The following is a 17,985-nucleotide window of genomic DNA, read 5'->3' on the forward strand; positions in this document are numbered from 1 at the left end:
GTTTCCTTTCGCCGCAGCCCGGCGCGGGGGCCGCCCTTGCAATGGCCCGCGCGATCGGCCAAACAGGGGGCGCCCGCCCGAGGAGACCCCGTGGAACAGCCCAAGGCCCCGCCCCAGGACGCAGCCCCGCGCCGCAAGAACCTGCTGCTCGTCAGCTTCGACGATGCGGTGGCGCCCTGGCGCTACAAGACCGCCTTCGGCACGCCGCTGCGGGTGCCCAATCTCGACAAGCTCTGCACCGGCGCCACCGCCTTCAAGGCCACCTATGCCCAGGCGCCGATCTGCGGCCCCTCGCGGGCGAGCGCGATGACCACCACCTGGCCGCATGAAACCGGCGTGCTCGACAATTCGCTCAATATCTTCGAGCGCGTCGGCACCGAGCGGTTCTGGATCTCGCGGATCAAGGCGGCGGGCTATTACACCTCCTCGGGCGGCAAGATCCACCATTCGCCGACCCTCGCGCGCCCCTATCACCGCGCCCTTTACAGCGATGCGCGCAAGGCCTTCTCGGTCGATCTGCGGCTGCCGCGCGAGATCCGCAAGGGCTCGCTCTCCTTCGGCGGCCACCGCGACGGGCGCGCCACCCGCGATGGCGAGCACGAGGATTTCTACTTCGACCGCCAATCGGCCGACAGCGCGATCGATTTCCTGCAAAGCTATGAGGGCGAGGCGCCGTTCTTTCGCGAGCTGGGCCTTTTCAGCCCGCATGCGCCCCATATCACCCCCGCGCGCTTCAAGGAGATGTATGACGTCGAGGCCTTCCGCCGCCCGGCCGATTGGGCGGGCTATCTCGCCGAGACCGAGTACATCCGCCGCCATATCCCCGAAAACGAGGCCTTCCGCGACGAGGATCACTGGCGCAAGAGCGTGCGCAACTATTTCTCGGCCTATAGCCACGGCGATTATCACCTCGGCCGGGTGCTCGGCGCGCTGGCGCGCTCGGCCCATGCGCGCAACACGCTGATCCTGGTCTTTGCCGACCATGGCTTCCACCTCGGCAACCGCAACCTGTTCCGCAAGACCACGCTTTGGGAACAATCGCTCAACGTGCCGCTGATCATCTTCGACCCGGACAACCCGACGCCGCGCGAGATCACCGATCCGGTCGCGCTGATCAGCCTCGGCCCGACGATCCTCGACCTGCTCGGCATCGAGATGAGCCCGGAGGAACAGGCGCTCTCGCTGCGCCCGATGCTTTTCGGCGCGCGCGCGCCCGAACGCGTGGTGCCCTCCTTCTACAAACGCTCGATCACGATCCGAAAGGGGCGCTACCGGATCATCCGCTATGCCGACGGCAGCTTCCAGCTCTTCGATGTCGAGGAAGACCCCTGGCAGCTGCGCGATCTGGGTGCGGGGGATGCGGCCTTCGGCCCGATGCGCGCCGCGCTCGAGGCCTGGGCCGGGCAAAACGGCTATACGTTCTCCGAGCCGGGCTCCGATGATGGCGCGGATGAGCCCGAACATGGCTGAGCCCGCGCCGGTCTTCTCGGTGATGACAAAGCCGATGGGCCCGCGCTGCAATATTGATTGCAGCTATTGCTATTACCTTGAAAAGGAAGCGCTTTACCCCGAGGAGAAGCGCTTTCGCATGTCCGAGGCCATGCTCGAGACCTATACGCGCGAGCTGATCGGGGCGGCGGTGGCGGCGGGGCAGGGCGAGGTCGCCTTCGCCTGGCAGGGCGGCGAGCCGACGCTCGCGGGGCTTGGTTTTTTCCGCCGCGCGGTGGAGCTGCAGCGCGCCCTCGCGCCGCCCGGGCTGCGGGTGAGCAACAGTTTGCAAACCAACGCGATGCTGATCGACGCCGACTGGGCCGCGTTTCTCGCGCAGGAAAACTTCCTCCTTGGCGTCAGCATCGACGGGCCGCGCGCGCTCCATGACCGCTACCGGCGCGACCGGGCGGGGCGGGGCACCCATGAGGCGGTGATGGCGGGGCTTGCGCATCTGCGCGCGGCCGGGGTCGAGTTCAACATCCTGTGCACGCTGCACCGGGCCAATGTCGGCAAGGGCAAGGAGCTCTACCGCTACCTGCGCGATCTGGGCACCACGCATCTGCAATTCATCCCGATCGTCGAGCGGCGCGCGCCCGCCGGCGGGCTCGCCCGCGCCCCCGAGATCGACGCCGACCCGGGCCTTGCGGTGACCGAGTGGAGCGTCAGCCCGCGCGCCTATGGCAAGTTCCTGTGCGAGACCTTCGACATCTGGTATCGGCAAGATGTCGGGCGGGTCTTCGTGCAGTTCTTCGATGTGCAGGTCGGGCTCTGGCGCGGGCTGCCCTCGGCGCTGTGCGTCTTTGCCGAAACTTGCGGCACCGGGCTCGCGCTCGAGCACAATGGCGATCTCTACGCCTGCGACCATTACGTCTACCCCGAGTTCCGGCTGGGCAATATCGCCCGCGCGCCGATCGGCGCGCTCGCCGGCTCGGCGCGCGCGGCGCAGTTCGGCGCGGCCAAGCGCGACGCGCTCACCGCCCAATGCCGCGCCTGCGCCTATCGGTTCGCCTGCCACGGCGGCTGCCCCAAACACCGCATCGCGCGCGCCCGCGACGGCGAGGCGGGGCATAATTACTTCTGCGAAAGCTACATGATGTTCTTCCGCCACGCGGGCGAACGGCTCGCGGCGCTGGCGGCGCGGATCTGAGCAATTTTCGGGCAAAGCCGTCTAAGACCAATCGGCAGATTTCCGCCCGTGCCGAATCGTCGCATTCTCTGCGCCGCGGCGTAAACTCGGGAAATCCGTTGTTTTTGCACAATTTTCGGGCAACAACTTTGCTATTCTGCAAAGCAGCATTAACACCAGAAAAGGCTTTGCAACATTCCGAATCGGATTCGGCCGCTGCAAGCTTTTTGTGCGAAATATTATTGCGCGCCGCCCCTCACGACTCTTTCTCGCAAGTCATGGCCGATATATCCCCGGCGCAATGCTTTACGAGGAGGTAGGTATGGACCCCGTTCAAGAAAAGATCCTCGCCAATCCGCGGTTCAAGGAACTGGTTGCCCGTCGCAACCGGTTTTCCTTCACGCTGACGGCGCTCACTTTGCTGGTGTTCGGCGCATATAACGTCATGGCGATCTTCGCGCCGACGTTCTTCGCCAAGCCGTTTCTCGGGCTCACGATCTGGTCCTACGGGCTGATCTGCGGCTTTTTCGTGCTCGGTTTCTCGTTCCTGGTGACCGGGATCTACACCCGGCGCGCCAATGGCGAATTCGATGCGCTGTTGAAAGAAACCCTGCGGAACTGAGGCGATGATGAAACGTATTCTGACGAGCGCGGCGCTCATCCTCGCCGCCGCCCCGGCCTTTGCGGCCGGCGAAGCGATCCAGGGCGAGGTCCAGAAGGCCGCGACCAACTGGACCGCGATCGGGATGTTCATGTTCTTCGTGATCGCCACGCTGGGCCTGACCGCCTGGGCCGCGACGCGCACCAAATCGACCTCGGATTTCTACACCGCGGGCGGTGGCATCACCGGCTTCCAGAACGGCCTCGCGATCGCGGGCGACTACATGTCGGCCGCGGCCTTCCTGGGCCTTTCGGGCATGGTCTTCGCCAAGGGCGTCGACGGCATCGTCTATACCGTGGGCTTCACCGTCGGCTGGCCGATCATCCTGTTCATGATCGCCGAACGGCTGCGCAACCTCGGCAAGTTCACCTTCGCCGACATCTCGTCGTTCCGTCTCGAACAGACCCGGATCCGCACGCTCTCGGCCTTTGGCGCGCTGACCGTGGTGGTGTTCTACCTGATCGCGCAGATGGTGGGCGCCGGCAAGCTGATCCAGCTCCTCTTCGGGCTTGATTACGGCTATGCGGTGCTGCTCGTGGGCGTGCTGATGGTGCTTTATGTGACCTTCGGCGGCATGCTCGCCACCACCTGGGTGCAGATCGTCAAGGCGGTCCTGCTGCTCTCGGGCGCGACCATTCTGGTGCTCCTCGGCCTTGCGCACTTCGGCTTCTCGCCGGAGAACGTGATGAACGCGGCGCTCGAAAACCACGCCAAGGGCACCGAGATCCTGTTCCCGACCAAGCTCGTCACCGATCCGATCTCGGGCATCTCGCTCGCGCTCGCGCTGATGTTCGGCCCGGCCGGCCTGCCGCATATCCTGATGCGCTTCTTCACCGTCCCCGACGCCAAGGAAGCCCGCAAATCGGTGTTCTTCGCGACCGGCTTCATCTCCTACTTCTTCGTTCTGACCGTGACGATCGGCCTGCTGGCGATCACGCTGGTCGGCAAGAACCCCGAGTTCCTCGGCGCCGATGGCGCGGTGATCGGCGGCGGCAACATGGCGGCGATCCATCTCGCCAAAGCGGTCGGCGGCAACCTGTTCCTCGGCTTCATCTCGGCGGTGGCCTTCGCCACGATCCTCGCGGTGGTCTCGGGGCTCGCGCTCTCGGGCGCCTCGGCGGTGGCCCATGACCTCTACGCCTCGGTGATCAAGAAGGGCAAAGCCTCGGACAAGTCGGAAATGGCCGTCTCGCGGATCGCGACGCTGGTGCTTGGCGTGCTGGCGATCGTGCTCGGCCTCGCCTTCGAGAACCAGAACATCGCCTTCATGGTGGGTCTCGCCTTCGGCCTCGCGGCTTCGGTGAACTTCCCGGTGCTGGCGCTGTCGATCTTCTGGAAGGGCACCACCACCCGCGGCGCCTTCATCGGCGGCCTGCTCGGGCTGATCGTCTCGGTGGTGCTCGTGGTGCTCGGCCCGGCGGTCTGGGTGGATGTGCTCGGCAATGAAAAGCCGATCTTCCCCTGGTCGCAATATGCGCTGTTCTCGATGTCGGCCTCGTTCTTCGGGATCTGGTTCTTCTCGATCACCGACAAGTCGAAACGCGCCGAGATCGACAAGGCGGGCTATGACGCGCAATTCGTGCGCTCGGAAACCGGCCTTGGCGCGGCGGGTGCGGTCTCGCACTGAGCCTGATCGCCCGAGAGACATCGAAAGGCCCCGGGAAACCGGGGCCTTTTGCGTTCCTCCCTGCGCGCGCGTCCTGACCGGGGCCGGGGCCGGGGCGGCGGGTTACTTCACCAGCCGGAAGTAATCGAGCTCGAAATTATCCTCCATCCCCGCGCCGCAATAGCCCGCGGTGGCGTTCGAGGTGCCGTCGATATTGCCCGCCGAGATGATCGAGGCGCCCTCGATCCCGTCGGCATTGGCCTCGAAATTCACATCGCCCATCGCGAGGATCTGCGCGCCATGCAGCTCGAGCCCGGAGGCGACCTTGACCCCGCCCATCGTCACGATCTGCGCGCCCCCGCCCTCGGCGCAGCCATCCGCCCGTCCCAGCCGCAGCCCGGAGGGCGCATAGATCGATTGCGCATCCGTCGAGGTGGTGCCGAAGAGCACATCCTCGAGCGCCACGCCCTTGCCGAAGGTCACCGGGCAGGAGGTGATCACCGCGACCTGGCTCATCGTGCCGCCCGAGATGGTGAATTTGCCGCCCGTGCAGGTGATGCGATAGATATGGCCGGGCAGGAAGGCCGAGGTATCGGCGGATTTGCCCGAGATCGTCTTGATCGTGCTGTCGGTGACGTAATCGGGCAGCACCTCGGTATCGGCGGAGGCGAGCGCGGTCAGGATCGGCTCGATCCGGTCGAGGATGCGGATATTGTAGAAGCTCTCGCGCAGCGCCTCCTCGAGGCCCTCGTTCTTGTCAAAGGCCGATGCCGGCGCGTCGAGCAGATCGGTGCTCGGCATCGACACGATCGTGCCGCTCTCGAAGGTGTTGTTCTGGTTGATCGAGATCGCGGTGTTCGAATGCATGCAAAAGCCGTTGGTGAACAGGTTGTTCGATTGCAGATCGAGCGTGCCCTCGGCGATGAACCCCTCGCGTAGGCAGGTCGGCTGATAGGTCTCGGCCACCGCCTCGGCCGCCACATCCCACGAGTTCTGCCCGATGATGCGCAGCAGGAAGGTCGGCAGCTCGGTGTTGCGCGCGGCCAGATGCGCGGCCTGCACCCGCAGCGCGGTGCGCGCATTCGGGTCTTCGGTGAAGGTCCGGCTCTCCTCATCCCAGGTGCCGAAGGCGATATCGCCCGCGGTGACCGCGCCCGCATTGGTGGCGCCGAGGTTGAGCGCGGCGAGTGTGAGCGCCTTGCTGCGCGCCTCCTCCTGCGAGGCCAGCGAGCGCTGATAGAGCCCGCCGAGCGCCACGCTGTCGGCGGTGCGTTGCAAGACGGTGCGCGCGCGATAGGCATGGGCCATGTCGAGGCTGATCCCGCCAAGCGCGCACAGGATGCACAGCCAGAAGATCGACAGCACCGTCATCGAGCCACGCTCCTCCCCGGCAAAGCGGGCCAGCGGCGCGGCGAGAGGGGCGAGAGGGGCGGGCTGGGCGGCGAGAGGCGCCTTGAGAGCCGAAAGCATCGCTCAGATCTCCTTGTATTGGAAGGCCTGCACCGAGATCGCGCTGATCGCCCAACCGGGCAGCACGCCGAGCACCAGAACCTTCGACATCGGCACCGTCACGGTGGTGTCGATCACCCCGTCGGTGAGGGTGGTCGTCACCTGCACCTCGCTGCCGTAGCTCGGCGCGAGCCGATCGAGGAGCGCCGTCTGCGCCGCCGCCGCGGTCTCGATCCGGCCGAGCGCGAAGGAGCGGTTGATATCCTGCACGACGCCGAGCACCCGCGAATGGGTGAAGAAGGCCATCGAGGCATCGACGCTGAGCGCGAGGATATAGACGAAGACCGGCAGCCACAGCACGGCCTCGATCGTCGCGGAGCCATCGTCGCGACGCAGGAAGGCACGGAAGGGGCGGGCGACAGGCATCGGATCCTCGTCAGGGTTGCAGGGCGCGCTCGCAGGGGCGCAAGAGATAGAAGTGTGGCAAGATGTGGCGAGACTCTGGCGCGATCGGGGAAGAAGACTGGGTTTGTGCTTAAAATGCTGTTTATCCCCCCGGAATTTTTACCCCGGGTTAAGATCTCGGTGCGGCACTGTGGCGCCCGTGTGGCCAAAGCGGGGCAGGCCGGCCCCCGGGGCGCGCGGCGCGGCGGGGCGGGCTTTCCCCGGCGGAAGGGCGCGAATCTCTCGACCGGCGCGGGGGGCGGCGCTAGGGAGGGGCAAAGGAGTGCCCATGACCCCAGCCGCTCGCCTTCAGGCCGCCATCGAAATCCTCGATTTCACCCAAGCCGGGGCGCCCGCCGAACAGGTGCTGACCAATTGGGCGCGCGCGCATCGCTTCGCGGGCTCGGGCGATCGCGCGGCGATCCGCGATCTGGTTTATGACGCGCTGCGCTGCCGGGGCAGTTTCGCGGCGCTTGGTGGCGGCGCGGGGGGGCGGGCGCTGATGCTGGGCGCCCTGCGCGCGCGCGGCGAGGATCCGGCGGCGCTTTTTGACGGGGCGCGCCATGCCCCCGCGCCGCTGACCGAGGCCGAGGTCGCCGCGCTCGCCGCGCCCGCGCCCCCGGCCGAGGCGCTCGCGCGCGCCGATTGGCCCGCGTGGCTCCTCGCGCCGCTCGAGGACAGCCTCGGCGCGGCGGCGGCGGCGGCCGTGCTCGCGCAGATGCGCGCCCGCGCGCCGGTGTTCTTGCGGGTCAATCTCGCGCAAATCTCGCGCACCGCGGCGATCGCGGCGCTTGCCGCGGAGGGGATCGAGGCGGTGCCGGTGGCGCTCGCGGGCTCGGCGCTCGAGGTGAGGGCGGGGGCGCGCAAGATCGCGGGCTGTGCGGCCTATCGCGACGGGCTGGTCGAGTTGCAGGACGCGGCCTCGCAGGCGGTGGCCGAGACGCTGCCGCTCGCGCCCGGGGCGCGGGTGCTCGATTATTGCGCCGGCGGCGGCGGCAAGGCGCTCGCGCTCGCCGCGCGCGCGCCCGCGGCGCAGATCTCCGCCCATGACATCGATGCGGGCCGGATGCGCGATCTGCCCGAGCGCGCGGCGCGGGCGGGCGCGCGGATCAAGGTGCTGCGCCCCGGCCAGCCCGGCGGGCCCTATGATCTGGTGGTGGTCGACGCGCCCTGTTCGGGCTCGGGCACCTGGCGGCGCACGCCCGAGGCGAAATGGCGCCTGACGCCGGCGCGGCTGGCCGAGCTCACCGCGCTGCAACGCGAGATCCTCACGGCCGCGGTGGCGCTTGTCGCGCCGGGCGGCACGCTGGCCTATATGACCTGTTCGCTCCTGCGCGCCGAGAATGACGCGCAGGCCGACTGGATCGCGCAAGAGACCGGCTGGCCGGTGGTGGCGCGCCGCGCGCTCAGCCCGCTCGAGGGCGCCGACGGGTTTTATTGCGCCCAGCTCCGCCGCCCCGCCTGAGCCGCCCCGCCTGATCCGCCCGCCTGAGCTTTTTCGCGCAAAATCACGGCTTTGGTTGACACAATTCTTGGTTGTGTTTTGATGCGATTAAACAGGCATTAAGTGTTTTCGCGCCCAATGCAAGGAACCGATTCTGAGAGGACCCGATCCGTGGCGCATACCGATCCGCCCATGCTGCCACTCAACCGCGTTGCCGCATCCTTGGCTCCGGGGGCGCTCTATCTGGCGCTCTTCGGGGTGATGGTCGGGGGCGCGGCCTTCCTGGTCGACAATCAGGTGATGACGATCGTGCTGCTCTCGGTGGCGGGCAGTTTCGTGGTGCTGGCGGGGCTCGTGCGCGCGGCGCGGGCGCGCGAGACGCTCGCGCGCGGGCGCCTGCATGAGCAGATCGCGGAATTCATCGCCCATGATGCGGCGCCCTCCTTCACCACCGATGTCGATGGCGAGATCGGCTTTCAGAACCGCGCCGCCTTCGACCGCTTCGGCGCGCGCGGCGGCCAGACGCTGACCCGCGCGCTCGGCGAGATGTTTGCCAACCCCGGCGCGGTGCTCACCCGGCTGCAAAGCAAGGCCGCGGCGCTTGGCGCGGCGCGCGAGGATCTGGTCACCCGGCGCGGCCATGTGCGGCTCTCGGTCCATCAGGTCGGGCGCGACGGCTTTCTGTGGCGGCTCGAGGACATGGCCGAACGCCCCACCGGCGGGCGCGGCGCCGAGACGATCAGCCTGCCGATGCTCACCGCCTCGAAATCCGGCACGATCCTGTTCATGAACGAGGCCGCGCGGCGGATCGTGGGGGAGCGGGTGCGCACCCTCGACCGGATCTTCACCGAACTGCCGCTGCGCTCGGGCGATGAACATGAAATCGCCACCCCCGAGGGCAGCCTGCGCTGCACCGTGGCGGAGATCGAGGGGCCGGGCGGGCGCGACGAGATCTACCTGCTGCCGCTCGCCACCGGCCGCCAATCGGCGCGCGACCCGGCCTCCTTCGAGGCGCTGCCGGTCGCGCTGATGCGCCTGATGGCCGACGGGCGCGTCACCGCCGTCAACCGCGCCGCGCGCGCGCTGATGGGCGAGATCCCGCCCGAGGCGCGGCTTGGCGATCTGCTCGAAGGCCTTGGCCGCCCGGTCGAGGATTGGGTCGCCGATGCGCTCACCGGCCGCGCCGACCGCCGCCCCGAGGTGCTGCGCGCCCGCCGCGGCGACCGCGAGGTGTTCTTGCAGGTCACGCTGAGCCGGGTGGTCGAGGACGGGCTGCCGAGCCTCGTCGCGGTGCTCTCCGACGCGACCCAGCTCAAGACGCTCGAGGCACAATTCGTCCAGAGCCAGAAGATGCAGGCGATCGGCCAGCTCGCCGGCGGGGTTGCCCATGATTTCAACAACTTGCTGACCGCGATCTCGGGGCATTGCGATCTGTTGATGCTGCGCCATGACAAGGGCGACCCGGATTATGCCGATCTCGACCAGATCAGCCAGAACGCCAACCGCGCCGCCTCGCTGGTCGGCCAGCTGCTCGCCTTCTCGCGCAAACAGACGTTGAAGCCGCGGATCATCGACCTGCGCGACACGCTCTCCGACCTCACCCATCTGCTCAACCGGCTGGTCGGCGAAAAGGTGATCCTGACGCTCTCGCATGACCCCGAGCTGCGCCCGATCCGCGCCGACAAACGCCAGCTCGAACAGGTGATCATGAACCTCGTGGTGAACGCCCGCGACGCCATGCCCGGCGGCGGCGAGATCCGCATCGACACCACCAATGTCAGCCTCACCGAAGACCTCAAACGCGACCGCGCCGCGGTGCCGCGCGGCGATTATGTCGTGGTCAAGGTCACCGACGAAGGCACCGGCATCGCGCCCGACAAGCTCACCAAGATCTTCGAGCCCTTCTACACGACCAAGCGCACCGGCGAGGGCACGGGGCTTGGCCTCTCCACCGCCTATGGCATCGTCAAACAGACCGGCGGCTATATCTTCTGTGACTCGGTGATCGGCTCGGGCACCTGTTTTACCATCTATCTGCCCGCCCATGACCAGATCGCCGAACCCGAGGCCGAGGCCGAGCGCCCCGCGCCGACCGCCGATCTCGTCGCCGAGCCCGCCACCGCGACGATCCTGCTCGTCGAGGATGAGGCGCCGGTGCGCGCCTTCGCCTCGCGCGCGCTCAAGCTGCGCGGCTATACCGTCTTCGAGGCGGAAAATGCCGAAGAGGCGCTCGAGCTGCTGGCCGATCAGAACCTGAAGGTCGATGTCTTCGTCACCGATGTGATCATGCCCGGCATGGATGGCCCGACCTGGGTCTCGATCGCGCTGAAGACGCGCCCCGATACCGCGGTCGTCTTCGTCTCGGGCTATGCCGAGGATGTGTTCCGCGACGGTCGCCCGCCGGTGCCGAACTCGATCTTCCTGCCCAAACCCTTCTCGCTGAGCGAACTCACCGCGACGGTGCAAAACCAGCTCGGCTGAGCCTCAGGCAAGGCTGCGATAGAGCGCGAGATCGTCGGACATATGGGCCTCGAGCGCGGCGGTCGTCGCCGGGGAGAGCTTCACATCCGCGGCCGGCGGCACGTTGACGCGGGGCAGGGTGATCGCGCAATCGAGCCGATCCTCGAGAAAATGCACGAACTGGTCGATCGCCTCATAGCGGAAGATCCGATCGACCGCAGGCCGCCCCTCGGCATCGGTGAGAATCGCGCGTTGGCTGCCGATATCGGCATGGGCCGGGCTCGCGGGCGCCATGTAATCTTGCGCGAATTGCTCGAAACTGCGCCCGGCCATCGCGTGGCTCGGGTCATCGAAGACATCGCGCTGACGGAAGCGATACCACGACCGCAACCAGCCGATCGGCTCGCGCATCAGCGCAACGGTGGTGAACCGCTCGCCGGTGCGCGCCGTAAGGTAAGGTGCGATATGGTGCTGAAAATCCTGCGCGCTCATATGTTTGAGCTCGACGGGGCGCTGCATCGTCACCGAGGCAAGCGGCTCGAGCGCGGCCTCGACCGCGGTCGAACCCGCCTTCGGCGTTGCCAGAAACACCAGCCGCTGCTCCCAGAAAATCAGCATTTTTCCTCGCCCTGCATTGTTTTCCTCTCCTTAGGCGCTCCGCCGGATCGCGTAAACACTTCTTTAACCAAGCCCCTGCAGAGTGATTATGAAGATTTCATTTGAATTGTTCTCTTTTTGTGCGCATAACGATGAGAACAAGGGGCGAACAAACACCTGTCTCGCGATGAATTGCCAAAGCGCGGCGGGCTGTGGGATAAGGGATGGACTCGGGAACATGGCAGGTCTTTTTGAAATGAACGACAAGAGCAAGGCGGACAAGCAAAAGGCGCTGGAATCGGCGCTGGCGCAGATCGAGCGGCAGTTCGGCAAGGGCTCGATCATGAAGCTCGGCGGCGACAACCCGGCGGCCGAGATCGAGGCGACCTCGACCGGCTCGCTCGGCCTTGACATCGCGCTCGGCATTGGCGGCCTGCCGAAGGGGCGGATCGTCGAAATCTACGGACCGGAAAGCTCGGGCAAGACCACGCTGACGCTGCATTGCATCGCCGAGGAGCAGAAAAAGGGCGGCGTTTGCGCCTTTGTCGACGCCGAACATGCGCTCGACCCGCTCTATGCCAAGAAACTCGGGGTGAACCTCGATGAACTGCTGATCTCGCAGCCCGACACCGGCGAGCAGGCGCTCGAGATCGTCGACACGCTGGTGCGCTCGGGCGCGGTGAGCCTCGTCGTGGTCGACTCGGTCGCGGCGCTGACGCCGAAGGCCGAGATCGAGGGCGACATGGGCGACGCCACCGTCGGCGCCCAGGCGCGCCTGATGTCGCAAGCGATGCGCAAGCTCACCGCCTCGATCGGCCGCTCGAACTGCATGGTGATCTTCATCAACCAGATCCGCATGAAGATCGGCGTGATGTTCGGCAACCCCGAGACCACCTCGGGCGGCAATGCGCTAAAATTCTACGCCTCGGTGCGCCTCGATATCCGCCGCATCGGCGCGATCAAGGACCGCGACGAGGTGGTCGGCAGCCAGACCCGCGTCAAGGTCGTCAAGAACAAGGTCGCACCGCCCTTCCGGCAGGTCGAATTCGACATCATGTATGGGGAGGGGATCTCGAAGGTCGGCGAGCTGATCGACCTTGGCGTGAAGGCGGGCGTCGTCGAGAAATCGGGCGCGTGGTATTCCTACGGCGATGAGCGTATCGGCCAGGGCCGCGAAAACGCCAAGCAATTCCTGCGCGACCACCCCGATATCGCCTATGAGATCGAGGACAAGATCCGCGCCAGCCACGGGCTCGATTTCGGCGCGGCCGAAGGCGAAGAGCTGACCGAGGACTGAGATCTTCAAAGGCCGGGCCCCGCCCGGCCTTTTGACCCCGCGGCGCCTTTTGAATACTGGACGGGGCGGGGCGCGGGCGCTAAACGGGGAGGAAATCCGCGAAAAGGCCCGAAGACATGCCCAGCCTCAACGACATCCGTTCGACCTTCCTCAACTTCTTCGAGCGCAACGGCCACCGTGTCGTCGAGAGCTCGCCCCTCGTGCCGCGCAACGACCCGACGCTGATGTTCACCAACTCCGGCATGGTGCAGTTCAAGAACTGCTTCACCGGCGTCGAAAAACGCGATTACGTCCGCGCCACCACCGCGCAGAAATGCGTCCGCGCCGGCGGCAAGCACAACGACCTCGACAACGTGGGCTATACCGCGCGCCACCATACCTTCTTTGAAATGCTGGGGAATTTCTCCTTTGGCGATTATTTCAAGGAACAGGCGATCACCTATGCCTGGGAGCTGCTGACCAAGGATTTCGCGCTGCCGAAGGAGCGGCTTCTGGTCACCGTCTACCACACCGATGACGAGGCCGCCGCGATCTGGAAGAAGGTGTCGGGCTTGACCGATGACCGGATCATCCGCATCGCCACCAAGGACAATTTCTGGCAGATGGGCCCGACCGGCCCCTGCGGCCCCTGCACCGAGATCTTCTACGACCACGGCGACCATATCTGGGGCGGCCCGCCCGGCTCGAAAGACGAGGACGGCGACCGGTTCATCGAGATCTGGAACAACGTTTTCATGCAAAACGAGCAGTTCGAGGACGGCTCGATGGTCGAGCTCGACATGCAGTCGATCGACACCGGCATGGGCCTCGAGCGGATCGGCGCGCTCTTGCAGGGCAAGCATGACAACTACGACACCGACCTGATGCGCAGCCTGATCGAGGCCTCGGCCCATGCCACCTCGGCCGACCCCGATGGCCCGGGCAAGGTCCACCACCGGGTGATCGCGGACCATTTGCGCTCGACCTCCTTCCTGATCGCCGATGGCGTGATGCCCTCGAACGACGGGCGCGGCTATGTGCTGCGCCGCATCCTGCGCCGCGCCGCGCGCCATGCGCATATGCTCGGCGCCAAGGATCCGGTGCTGCATTCGCTGGTGCCCGCACTCGTGCGCCAGATGGGCGCGGCTTACCCCGAGCTGACTCGCGCGCAGGCGCTGATCGAGGAGACGCTGAAGCTCGAGGAGACCCGCTTCAAGGTCACGCTCGACCGCGGCCTGAAACTGCTCGATGACGAGCTCGCGGCGCTGCCCGCGGGGGCCGATCTGCCGGGGGCTGCGGCCTTCAAGCTCTACGATACCTATGGGTTCCCGCTCGATCTGACGCAAGATGCGCTGCGCGAGAAGGGCCGGGCGGTCGATACCGAGGGCTTCGACGCGGCGATGGCCGAGCAGAAGGCGAAGGCGCGCGCGAGCTGGGCGGGCTCGGGCGAGGCCAGCGACGGCAAGCTCTGGTTCGAGATCGCCGAGGACAAGGGCGTGACCGAATTCCTCGGCTATGACACCGAAGCCGCCGAGGGCCAGATCCTCGCGCTCGTGCAAGACGGCGCGCAGGTCGGCGAGGCCACCGGCGCGGTCACCGTCGTCGTCAACCAGACGCCCTTCTACGCGGAATCGGGCGGTCAGGTCGGCGATGCGGGGATCATCCGCACCGAAACCGCCGAGATCCGCGTGAGCGACACGAAAAAGGTCGCGGGCGTGTTCCTGCATATCGGCGAGGTCGTCGCGGGCAAGGTCGTGAAGGGCCAGCCCGCCAAGCTCGAGGTCGATCACGGCCGCCGCGCCGCGATCCGCGCCAACCACTCGGCCACGCACCTCTTGAACGAGGCGCTGCGCCGCGCGCTCGGGGCCCATGTCGCGCAGAAGGGCTCGCTCAACGCCGAGGACCGGCTGCGCTTCGACTTCTCGCATACCAAGGCGCTCAGCGCTGAGGAGCTCACCACCGTCGAGCGCGAAGTCAATGATTTCATTCGGCAAAACACCGTTGTCGAGACCCGGATCATGACCCCCGATGACGCCCGTGCGCTCGGCGCGCAGGCGCTGTTTGGCGAGAAATACGGCGATGAGGTGCGCGTCGTGTCGATGGGCGAGCTTCTCGGCTCGGGCAAGGGCACGGGTGGCAAGACCTATTCGATCGAGCTGTGCGGCGGCACCCATGTCGCGCGTCTGGGCGAGATCGGCGCCTTCGTTCTGCTCGGCGACAGCGCGTCCTCGGCCGGCGTGCGCCGGATCGAGGCGCTGACCGGGCAGGCGGCGCTCGATCATCTCAAGGCCCAAGGAGCCCTGGCTGCGGAAGCGGCGGCGGTGCTGAAAACCTCGACCGCCGATCTCGTCGAGCGGGTTCAGGCGCTCGCCGAAGAGCGCCGGGCGCTCGCCAATGAAGTGGCGCAGCTGCGCCGCGAGCTGGCCATCGGCGGCGGCGGCGCGGGCGGGCCGGAAGCCATTGATATCAACGGCTTGAAGTTCATGGCTCAAGTCGTCTCCGGGGTGTCGGGCAAGGATCTGCCGGCGCTGGTCGACAGCCTCAAGGACAAGATCGGCTCGGGCGCGGTGCTCGTGGTGGCCGATACCGGCGGCAAGGCCGCGGTCGCGGCGGGCGTCACCGCCGACAAGACCGGCGTGATCTCGGCCGTGGATATGGTCAAGGCCGCGGCGGCGGCGCTTGGCGGCAAGGGCGGCGGTGGCCGGCCCGATATGGCGCAAGCCGGCGGCGCCGACCCGTCGAAGGCCGATGAGGCGGTGGCCGCCGTCAAGGCCGTGATTGCAGGAGAAGTCTGATGCCCGGCGCTTACTGGATCGCCCATGTGACCGTTCTCGACGCCGAGGCCTATGGCAAATATGCTGAGGCCGCGGGCCCCGCGATCGCCGCGGCGGGGGGGAAATTCCTCGCCCGCGGGTCGCGCTACGTCCAGCTCGAGGGCAATGAGCGCAAGCGCAATGTGCTCGCCTGGTTCCCGAGCCTCGAGGCCGCCGAGGCCTGCTACCGCGGGCCCGCCTATCAGGCCGCGCTCGCCCATGCGATCGGCGCCTCCGAGCGCGACCTCGTGATCGTCGAGGCGATGGAATAACGGCGGGGGCGCCCGCGCCCCCTCCCCACCGGGCCGCCGGGCCCCCGAGGAGCCGCCATGTGCCGTTGGGCCGCCTATATCGGGCAACCGATCTTCCTTGAGGATATCATCAGCAGGCCCGGGCACTCGCTGATCCACCAGAGCCATTGCGCGACGCAGTGCCATACCCAGATCAACGCCGATGGCTTTGGCGTGGCCTGGTATGGCGAGCGCCCCGAGCCCGGGCTTTACCGCGATGTGATGCCGGCCTGGTCGGACCCGAACCTGCGCTCGCTCACCGCGACGGTGAAATCGGGGCTGTTTCTGGCCCATGTGCGCGCCTCGACCGGCACCGCGACGAGCCGCAACAACTGTCACCCCTTCGTCGTCGGCCATTGGAGCTTCATGCACAACGGCCAGATCGGCGGCTATGAGCACTTCCGCCGCGCGGGCGAGATGTTGATCCCCGACGCGCTCTACCCGCAGCGCAAGGGCGCGACCGACAGCGAGGCGCTGTTCTTGCTGGCGCTGGCCGAGGGGCTCGAGGCCGATCCGAAATGCGCACTCGAACGCGCGACGGCGCGGCTGACCGAGCTTGCCCGACAGCGCGGCGCCGCGCCCCATATGCGGCTGACGGCGGCGTTTTCCGATGGCGCGCGGCTTTACGCGGTGCGCCACGCCTCCGACGCGGCGCCGCCGACGCTCTATCACAAATGGTCCGATACAAGGCGGGGGCGGGCGGTGGTCTCCGAGCCGCTCGAGGAGGATCAGCGCGATTGGGAGGAGGTTCCGCCCGGCTCGTTTTGCATTTTCGACGGAAAATCGGTCGAGATCAGCCCGTTCTGTCCGCCGATTTGAGCCCCCGCGCCGGCGCCGCGCCATTCCCATGCCGCGCCGAACCTGCTAAGCCCGCGACGTTCCAAGACCGAGAAGACCGATGACCGAGATCCGCCTGCACAACACGCTCAGCCGCCGCAAGGAGGTTTTCGAGCCGATCGACGCCACCAATGTCCGGCTCTATCTCTGCGGGCCGACGGTCTATGACCGCGCGCATCTGGGCAATGCGCGCCCGGTCGTGGTGATCGACGTGCTCTACCGGCTGCTGCGGCTCAAATATGGCGTGGGCGCGGTGACATATGTGCGCAATTTCACCGATGTCGATGACAAGATCAACGCGACCGCATTGGCGCGCAAGGAGGCAGGCGCCCCCGGCACGCTCGAGGAGCTGATCCGCGCGCGCACCGAGGAGACGATCGGCTGGTATCATGCCGATATGGATGCGCTCGGCGCGCTGCGCCCCGATCTCGAGCCGCGCGCGACCGATTTCATCGGCGCGATGATCGCGATGATCGAGGAGCTGATCGCGAAGGGCCATGCCTATGCCAAGGACGGCCATGTGCTCTTCCGGGTGCGCAGCTATACCAGATATGGGGCGCTGTCGGGGCGGTCGGTCGATGACATGATCGCGGGGGCGCGGGTCGAGGTAGCGCCCTTCAAGGAAGACCCGATGGATTTCGTGCTCTGGAAGCCGTCGGACGCCGATCTGCCGGGCTGGGAGAGCCCTTGGGGCCGCGGTCGGCCGGGCTGGCATATCGAATGTTCGGCGATGTCCTATGAACTCCTCGGCGCGTCCTTTGATATCCATGCGGGCGGGATCGACCTGCAATTCCCCCACCATGAGAACGAGATCGCGCAGAGCTGCTGCGCGCATCCCGAGGGGGGCTTTGCGCGCTATTGGCTGCACAATGAGATGTTGCAGGTCGAGGGCAAGAAAATGTCGAAAAGTCTCGGCAATTTCTTCACCGTGCGCGATTTGCTGGGGCAGGGGATCCCGGGCGAGGTGATCCGCTTCGTGTTCTTGCAGACCCATTACGGCAAGCCGATGGACTGGACGGCGGAGAAGGCCGCGCAGGCGGAGGCCACCTTGCGCAAATGGCGCGCGGCTGTGGCGGGGGTTGCGGCGAGCGCGCCGGCGCAAGCGGTGATCGAGGCGCTCTCGGATGATCTCAACACCGCCGGGGCGATCGCGGCGCTGCATGCGATCAAGGACCCGGCCGAGCTGAAGGCTTCGGCGGCGCTTCTGGGGCTTTTGGAGGACGGCATGGGCGCATGGGCGGCGGCGCCGGGGGCGGATCTGTCGGCGCATGCGGCGGCTTTGGCCGATCTGCGCGCGCGCGCGATGGCGAGCAAGGATTTCGCGCCGGTCGATGCGATGAAGGCGGCGCTGATCGCGGCGGGGGTCGAGGTGCGCATGTCGAAGGCGGGGGTCGAGCTTCTGGCGGGGCCGGGGTTCGATGCGGCCAAGCTGCCCGCGCTTGGCTGAGGGCGGATTTGCGTATTTGAGCCAAGAAGAAACGGAACAGGTCG

14 protein-coding genes are annotated in these 17,985 nt (G+C 66.9%); 11 read left to right on the forward strand and 3 right to left on the reverse strand.

Going from position 1 to position 17,985, the window contains the following annotated elements:
* Nucleotides 1–90: 90 nt before the first annotated feature.
* The 4 genes from LPB142_RS09030 to LPB142_RS09045 all read left to right on the forward strand — a co-directional run bounded on the left by LPB142_RS09030 (nucleotide 91) and on the right by LPB142_RS09045 (nucleotide 4,905).
* Complete coding sequence (locus tag LPB142_RS09030) at nucleotides 91–1,470, forward strand: sulfatase-like hydrolase/transferase (RefSeq protein ID WP_071166173.1); 1,380 nt, start codon at nucleotides 91–93, stop codon at nucleotides 1,468–1,470.
* Nucleotides 1,463–2,638 carry an anaerobic sulfatase maturase gene (locus LPB142_RS09035; protein WP_071167198.1) on the forward strand — a complete coding sequence of 392 codons (1,176 nt, stop codon included), beginning with the start codon at nucleotides 1,463–1,465 and terminating at the stop codon, nucleotides 2,636–2,638. Before LPB142_RS09030 ends, LPB142_RS09035 begins: the two co-directional genes overlap by 8 nt.
* Before the next feature lie 301 nt (nucleotides 2,639–2,939).
* Nucleotides 2,940–3,239, forward strand: a complete 300-nt coding sequence (locus tag LPB142_RS09040) for a DUF485 domain-containing protein (protein WP_071166174.1) — start codon at nucleotides 2,940–2,942, stop codon at nucleotides 3,237–3,239.
* Nucleotides 3,240–3,246: 7 nt separating this feature from the next.
* Complete coding sequence (locus LPB142_RS09045) at nucleotides 3,247–4,905, forward strand: cation acetate symporter (protein ID WP_198037819.1); 1,659 nt, start codon at nucleotides 3,247–3,249, stop codon at nucleotides 4,903–4,905.
* A 102-nt stretch (nucleotides 4,906–5,007) separates the two neighbouring features.
* Here LPB142_RS09045 and LPB142_RS09050 read toward each other — a convergent pair whose 3' ends face one another.
* Together LPB142_RS09050 and LPB142_RS09055 are read right to left on the reverse strand one after the other, a co-directional pair.
* A complete protein-coding gene (locus LPB142_RS09050) occupies nucleotides 5,008–6,354 on the reverse strand; it encodes a pilus assembly protein TadG-related protein (RefSeq protein WP_083392646.1) in 1,347 nt (448 codons plus the stop codon).
* A 3-nt stretch (nucleotides 6,355–6,357) separates the two neighbouring features.
* On the reverse strand, nucleotides 6,358–6,759 hold the full coding sequence (locus LPB142_RS09055) for a TadE/TadG family type IV pilus assembly protein (RefSeq protein ID WP_071166176.1): 402 nt from the start codon (nucleotides 6,757–6,759) through the stop codon (nucleotides 6,358–6,360).
* A gap of 307 nt (nucleotides 6,760–7,066) precedes the next feature.
* Here LPB142_RS09055 and LPB142_RS09060 point away from each other — a divergent pair, with 307 nt between their 5' ends.
* Nucleotides 7,067–8,242 carry an RsmB/NOP family class I SAM-dependent RNA methyltransferase gene (locus tag LPB142_RS09060; protein WP_071166177.1) on the forward strand — a complete coding sequence of 392 codons (1,176 nt, stop codon included), beginning with the start codon at nucleotides 7,067–7,069 and terminating at the stop codon, nucleotides 8,240–8,242.
* Nucleotides 8,243–8,413: 171 nt separating this feature from the next.
* Nucleotides 8,414–10,702, forward strand: coding sequence for an ATP-binding response regulator (locus tag LPB142_RS09065; RefSeq protein WP_071166178.1), 2,289 nt, complete (start codon nucleotides 8,414–8,416; stop codon nucleotides 10,700–10,702).
* Between the two features lie 3 nt (nucleotides 10,703–10,705).
* Here LPB142_RS09065 and LPB142_RS09070 read toward each other — a convergent pair whose 3' ends face one another.
* Nucleotides 10,706–11,299: a hypothetical protein gene (locus LPB142_RS09070; RefSeq protein WP_068766827.1), complete on the reverse strand. Its 594-nt coding sequence runs from the start codon at nucleotides 11,297–11,299 to the stop codon at nucleotides 10,706–10,708.
* 235 nt (nucleotides 11,300–11,534) lie between these two features.
* Here LPB142_RS09070 and recA point away from each other — a divergent pair, with 235 nt between their 5' ends.
* The 5 genes from recA to cysS all read left to right on the forward strand — a co-directional run bounded on the left by recA (nucleotide 11,535) and on the right by cysS (nucleotide 17,941).
* Nucleotides 11,535–12,575: a recombinase RecA gene (gene recA / locus LPB142_RS09075; protein ID WP_231879034.1), complete on the forward strand. Its 1,041-nt coding sequence runs from the start codon at nucleotides 11,535–11,537 to the stop codon at nucleotides 12,573–12,575.
* A gap of 116 nt (nucleotides 12,576–12,691) precedes the next feature.
* On the forward strand, nucleotides 12,692–15,349 hold the full coding sequence (alaS, locus tag LPB142_RS09080) for an alanine--tRNA ligase (RefSeq protein ID WP_068766829.1): 2,658 nt from the start codon (nucleotides 12,692–12,694) through the stop codon (nucleotides 15,347–15,349).
* Entirely contained in the window at nucleotides 15,349–15,639 is a 291-nt protein-coding gene (locus tag LPB142_RS09085) for a DUF1330 domain-containing protein (RefSeq protein ID WP_068766830.1), read from the forward strand. Before alaS ends, LPB142_RS09085 begins: the two co-directional genes overlap by 1 nt.
* Before the next feature lie 57 nt (nucleotides 15,640–15,696).
* Nucleotides 15,697–16,476 carry a class II glutamine amidotransferase gene (locus LPB142_RS09090; protein WP_068766831.1) on the forward strand — a complete coding sequence of 260 codons (780 nt, stop codon included), beginning with the start codon at nucleotides 15,697–15,699 and terminating at the stop codon, nucleotides 16,474–16,476.
* A 79-nt stretch (nucleotides 16,477–16,555) separates the two neighbouring features.
* Nucleotides 16,556–17,941 (forward strand): cysteine--tRNA ligase, encoded by a 1,386-nt coding sequence (gene cysS / locus LPB142_RS09095; RefSeq protein WP_071166179.1) that lies wholly within the window; start codon nucleotides 16,556–16,558, stop codon nucleotides 17,939–17,941.
* The last annotated feature ends 44 nt before the right edge of the window (nucleotides 17,942–17,985 follow it).

This window comes from Rhodobacter xanthinilyticus (assembly GCF_001856665.1).
Lineage (GTDB): Bacteria > Pseudomonadota > Alphaproteobacteria > Rhodobacterales > Rhodobacteraceae > Rhodobacter > Rhodobacter xanthinilyticus.

Excerpts from the sequence above, each read along its gene's own strand:
- LPB142_RS09040 (WP_071166174.1), top strand. The coding sequence starts at position 2,940 with ATGGACCCCGTTCAAGAAAAGATCCTCGCCAATCCGCGGTTCAAGGAA.
- LPB142_RS09085 (WP_068766830.1), top strand. The coding sequence starts at position 15,349 with ATGCCCGGCGCTTACTGGATCGCCCATGTGACCGTTCTCGACGCCGAG.
- LPB142_RS09065 (WP_071166178.1), top strand. The coding sequence starts at position 8,414 with ATGCTGCCACTCAACCGCGTTGCCGCATCCTTGGCTCCGGGGGCGCTC.
- LPB142_RS09035 (WP_071167198.1), top strand. The coding sequence starts at position 1,463 with ATGGCTGAGCCCGCGCCGGTCTTCTCGGTGATGACAAAGCCGATGGGC.
- LPB142_RS09055 (WP_071166176.1), bottom strand. The coding sequence starts at position 6,759 with ATGCCTGTCGCCCGCCCCTTCCGTGCCTTCCTGCGTCGCGACGATGGC.
- recA (WP_231879034.1), top strand. The coding sequence starts at position 11,535 with ATGAACGACAAGAGCAAGGCGGACAAGCAAAAGGCGCTGGAATCGGCG.
- alaS (WP_068766829.1), top strand. The coding sequence starts at position 12,692 with ATGCCCAGCCTCAACGACATCCGTTCGACCTTCCTCAACTTCTTCGAG.
- LPB142_RS09045 (WP_198037819.1), top strand. The coding sequence starts at position 3,247 with ATGAAACGTATTCTGACGAGCGCGGCGCTCATCCTCGCCGCCGCCCCG.
- LPB142_RS09070 (WP_068766827.1), bottom strand. The coding sequence starts at position 11,299 with ATGCTGATTTTCTGGGAGCAGCGGCTGGTGTTTCTGGCAACGCCGAAG.
- cysS (WP_071166179.1), top strand. The coding sequence starts at position 16,556 with ATGACCGAGATCCGCCTGCACAACACGCTCAGCCGCCGCAAGGAGGTT.
- LPB142_RS09090 (WP_068766831.1), top strand. The coding sequence starts at position 15,697 with ATGTGCCGTTGGGCCGCCTATATCGGGCAACCGATCTTCCTTGAGGAT.
- LPB142_RS09050 (WP_083392646.1), bottom strand. The coding sequence starts at position 6,354 with ATGCTTTCGGCTCTCAAGGCGCCTCTCGCCGCCCAGCCCGCCCCTCTC.
- LPB142_RS09060 (WP_071166177.1), top strand. The coding sequence starts at position 7,067 with ATGACCCCAGCCGCTCGCCTTCAGGCCGCCATCGAAATCCTCGATTTC.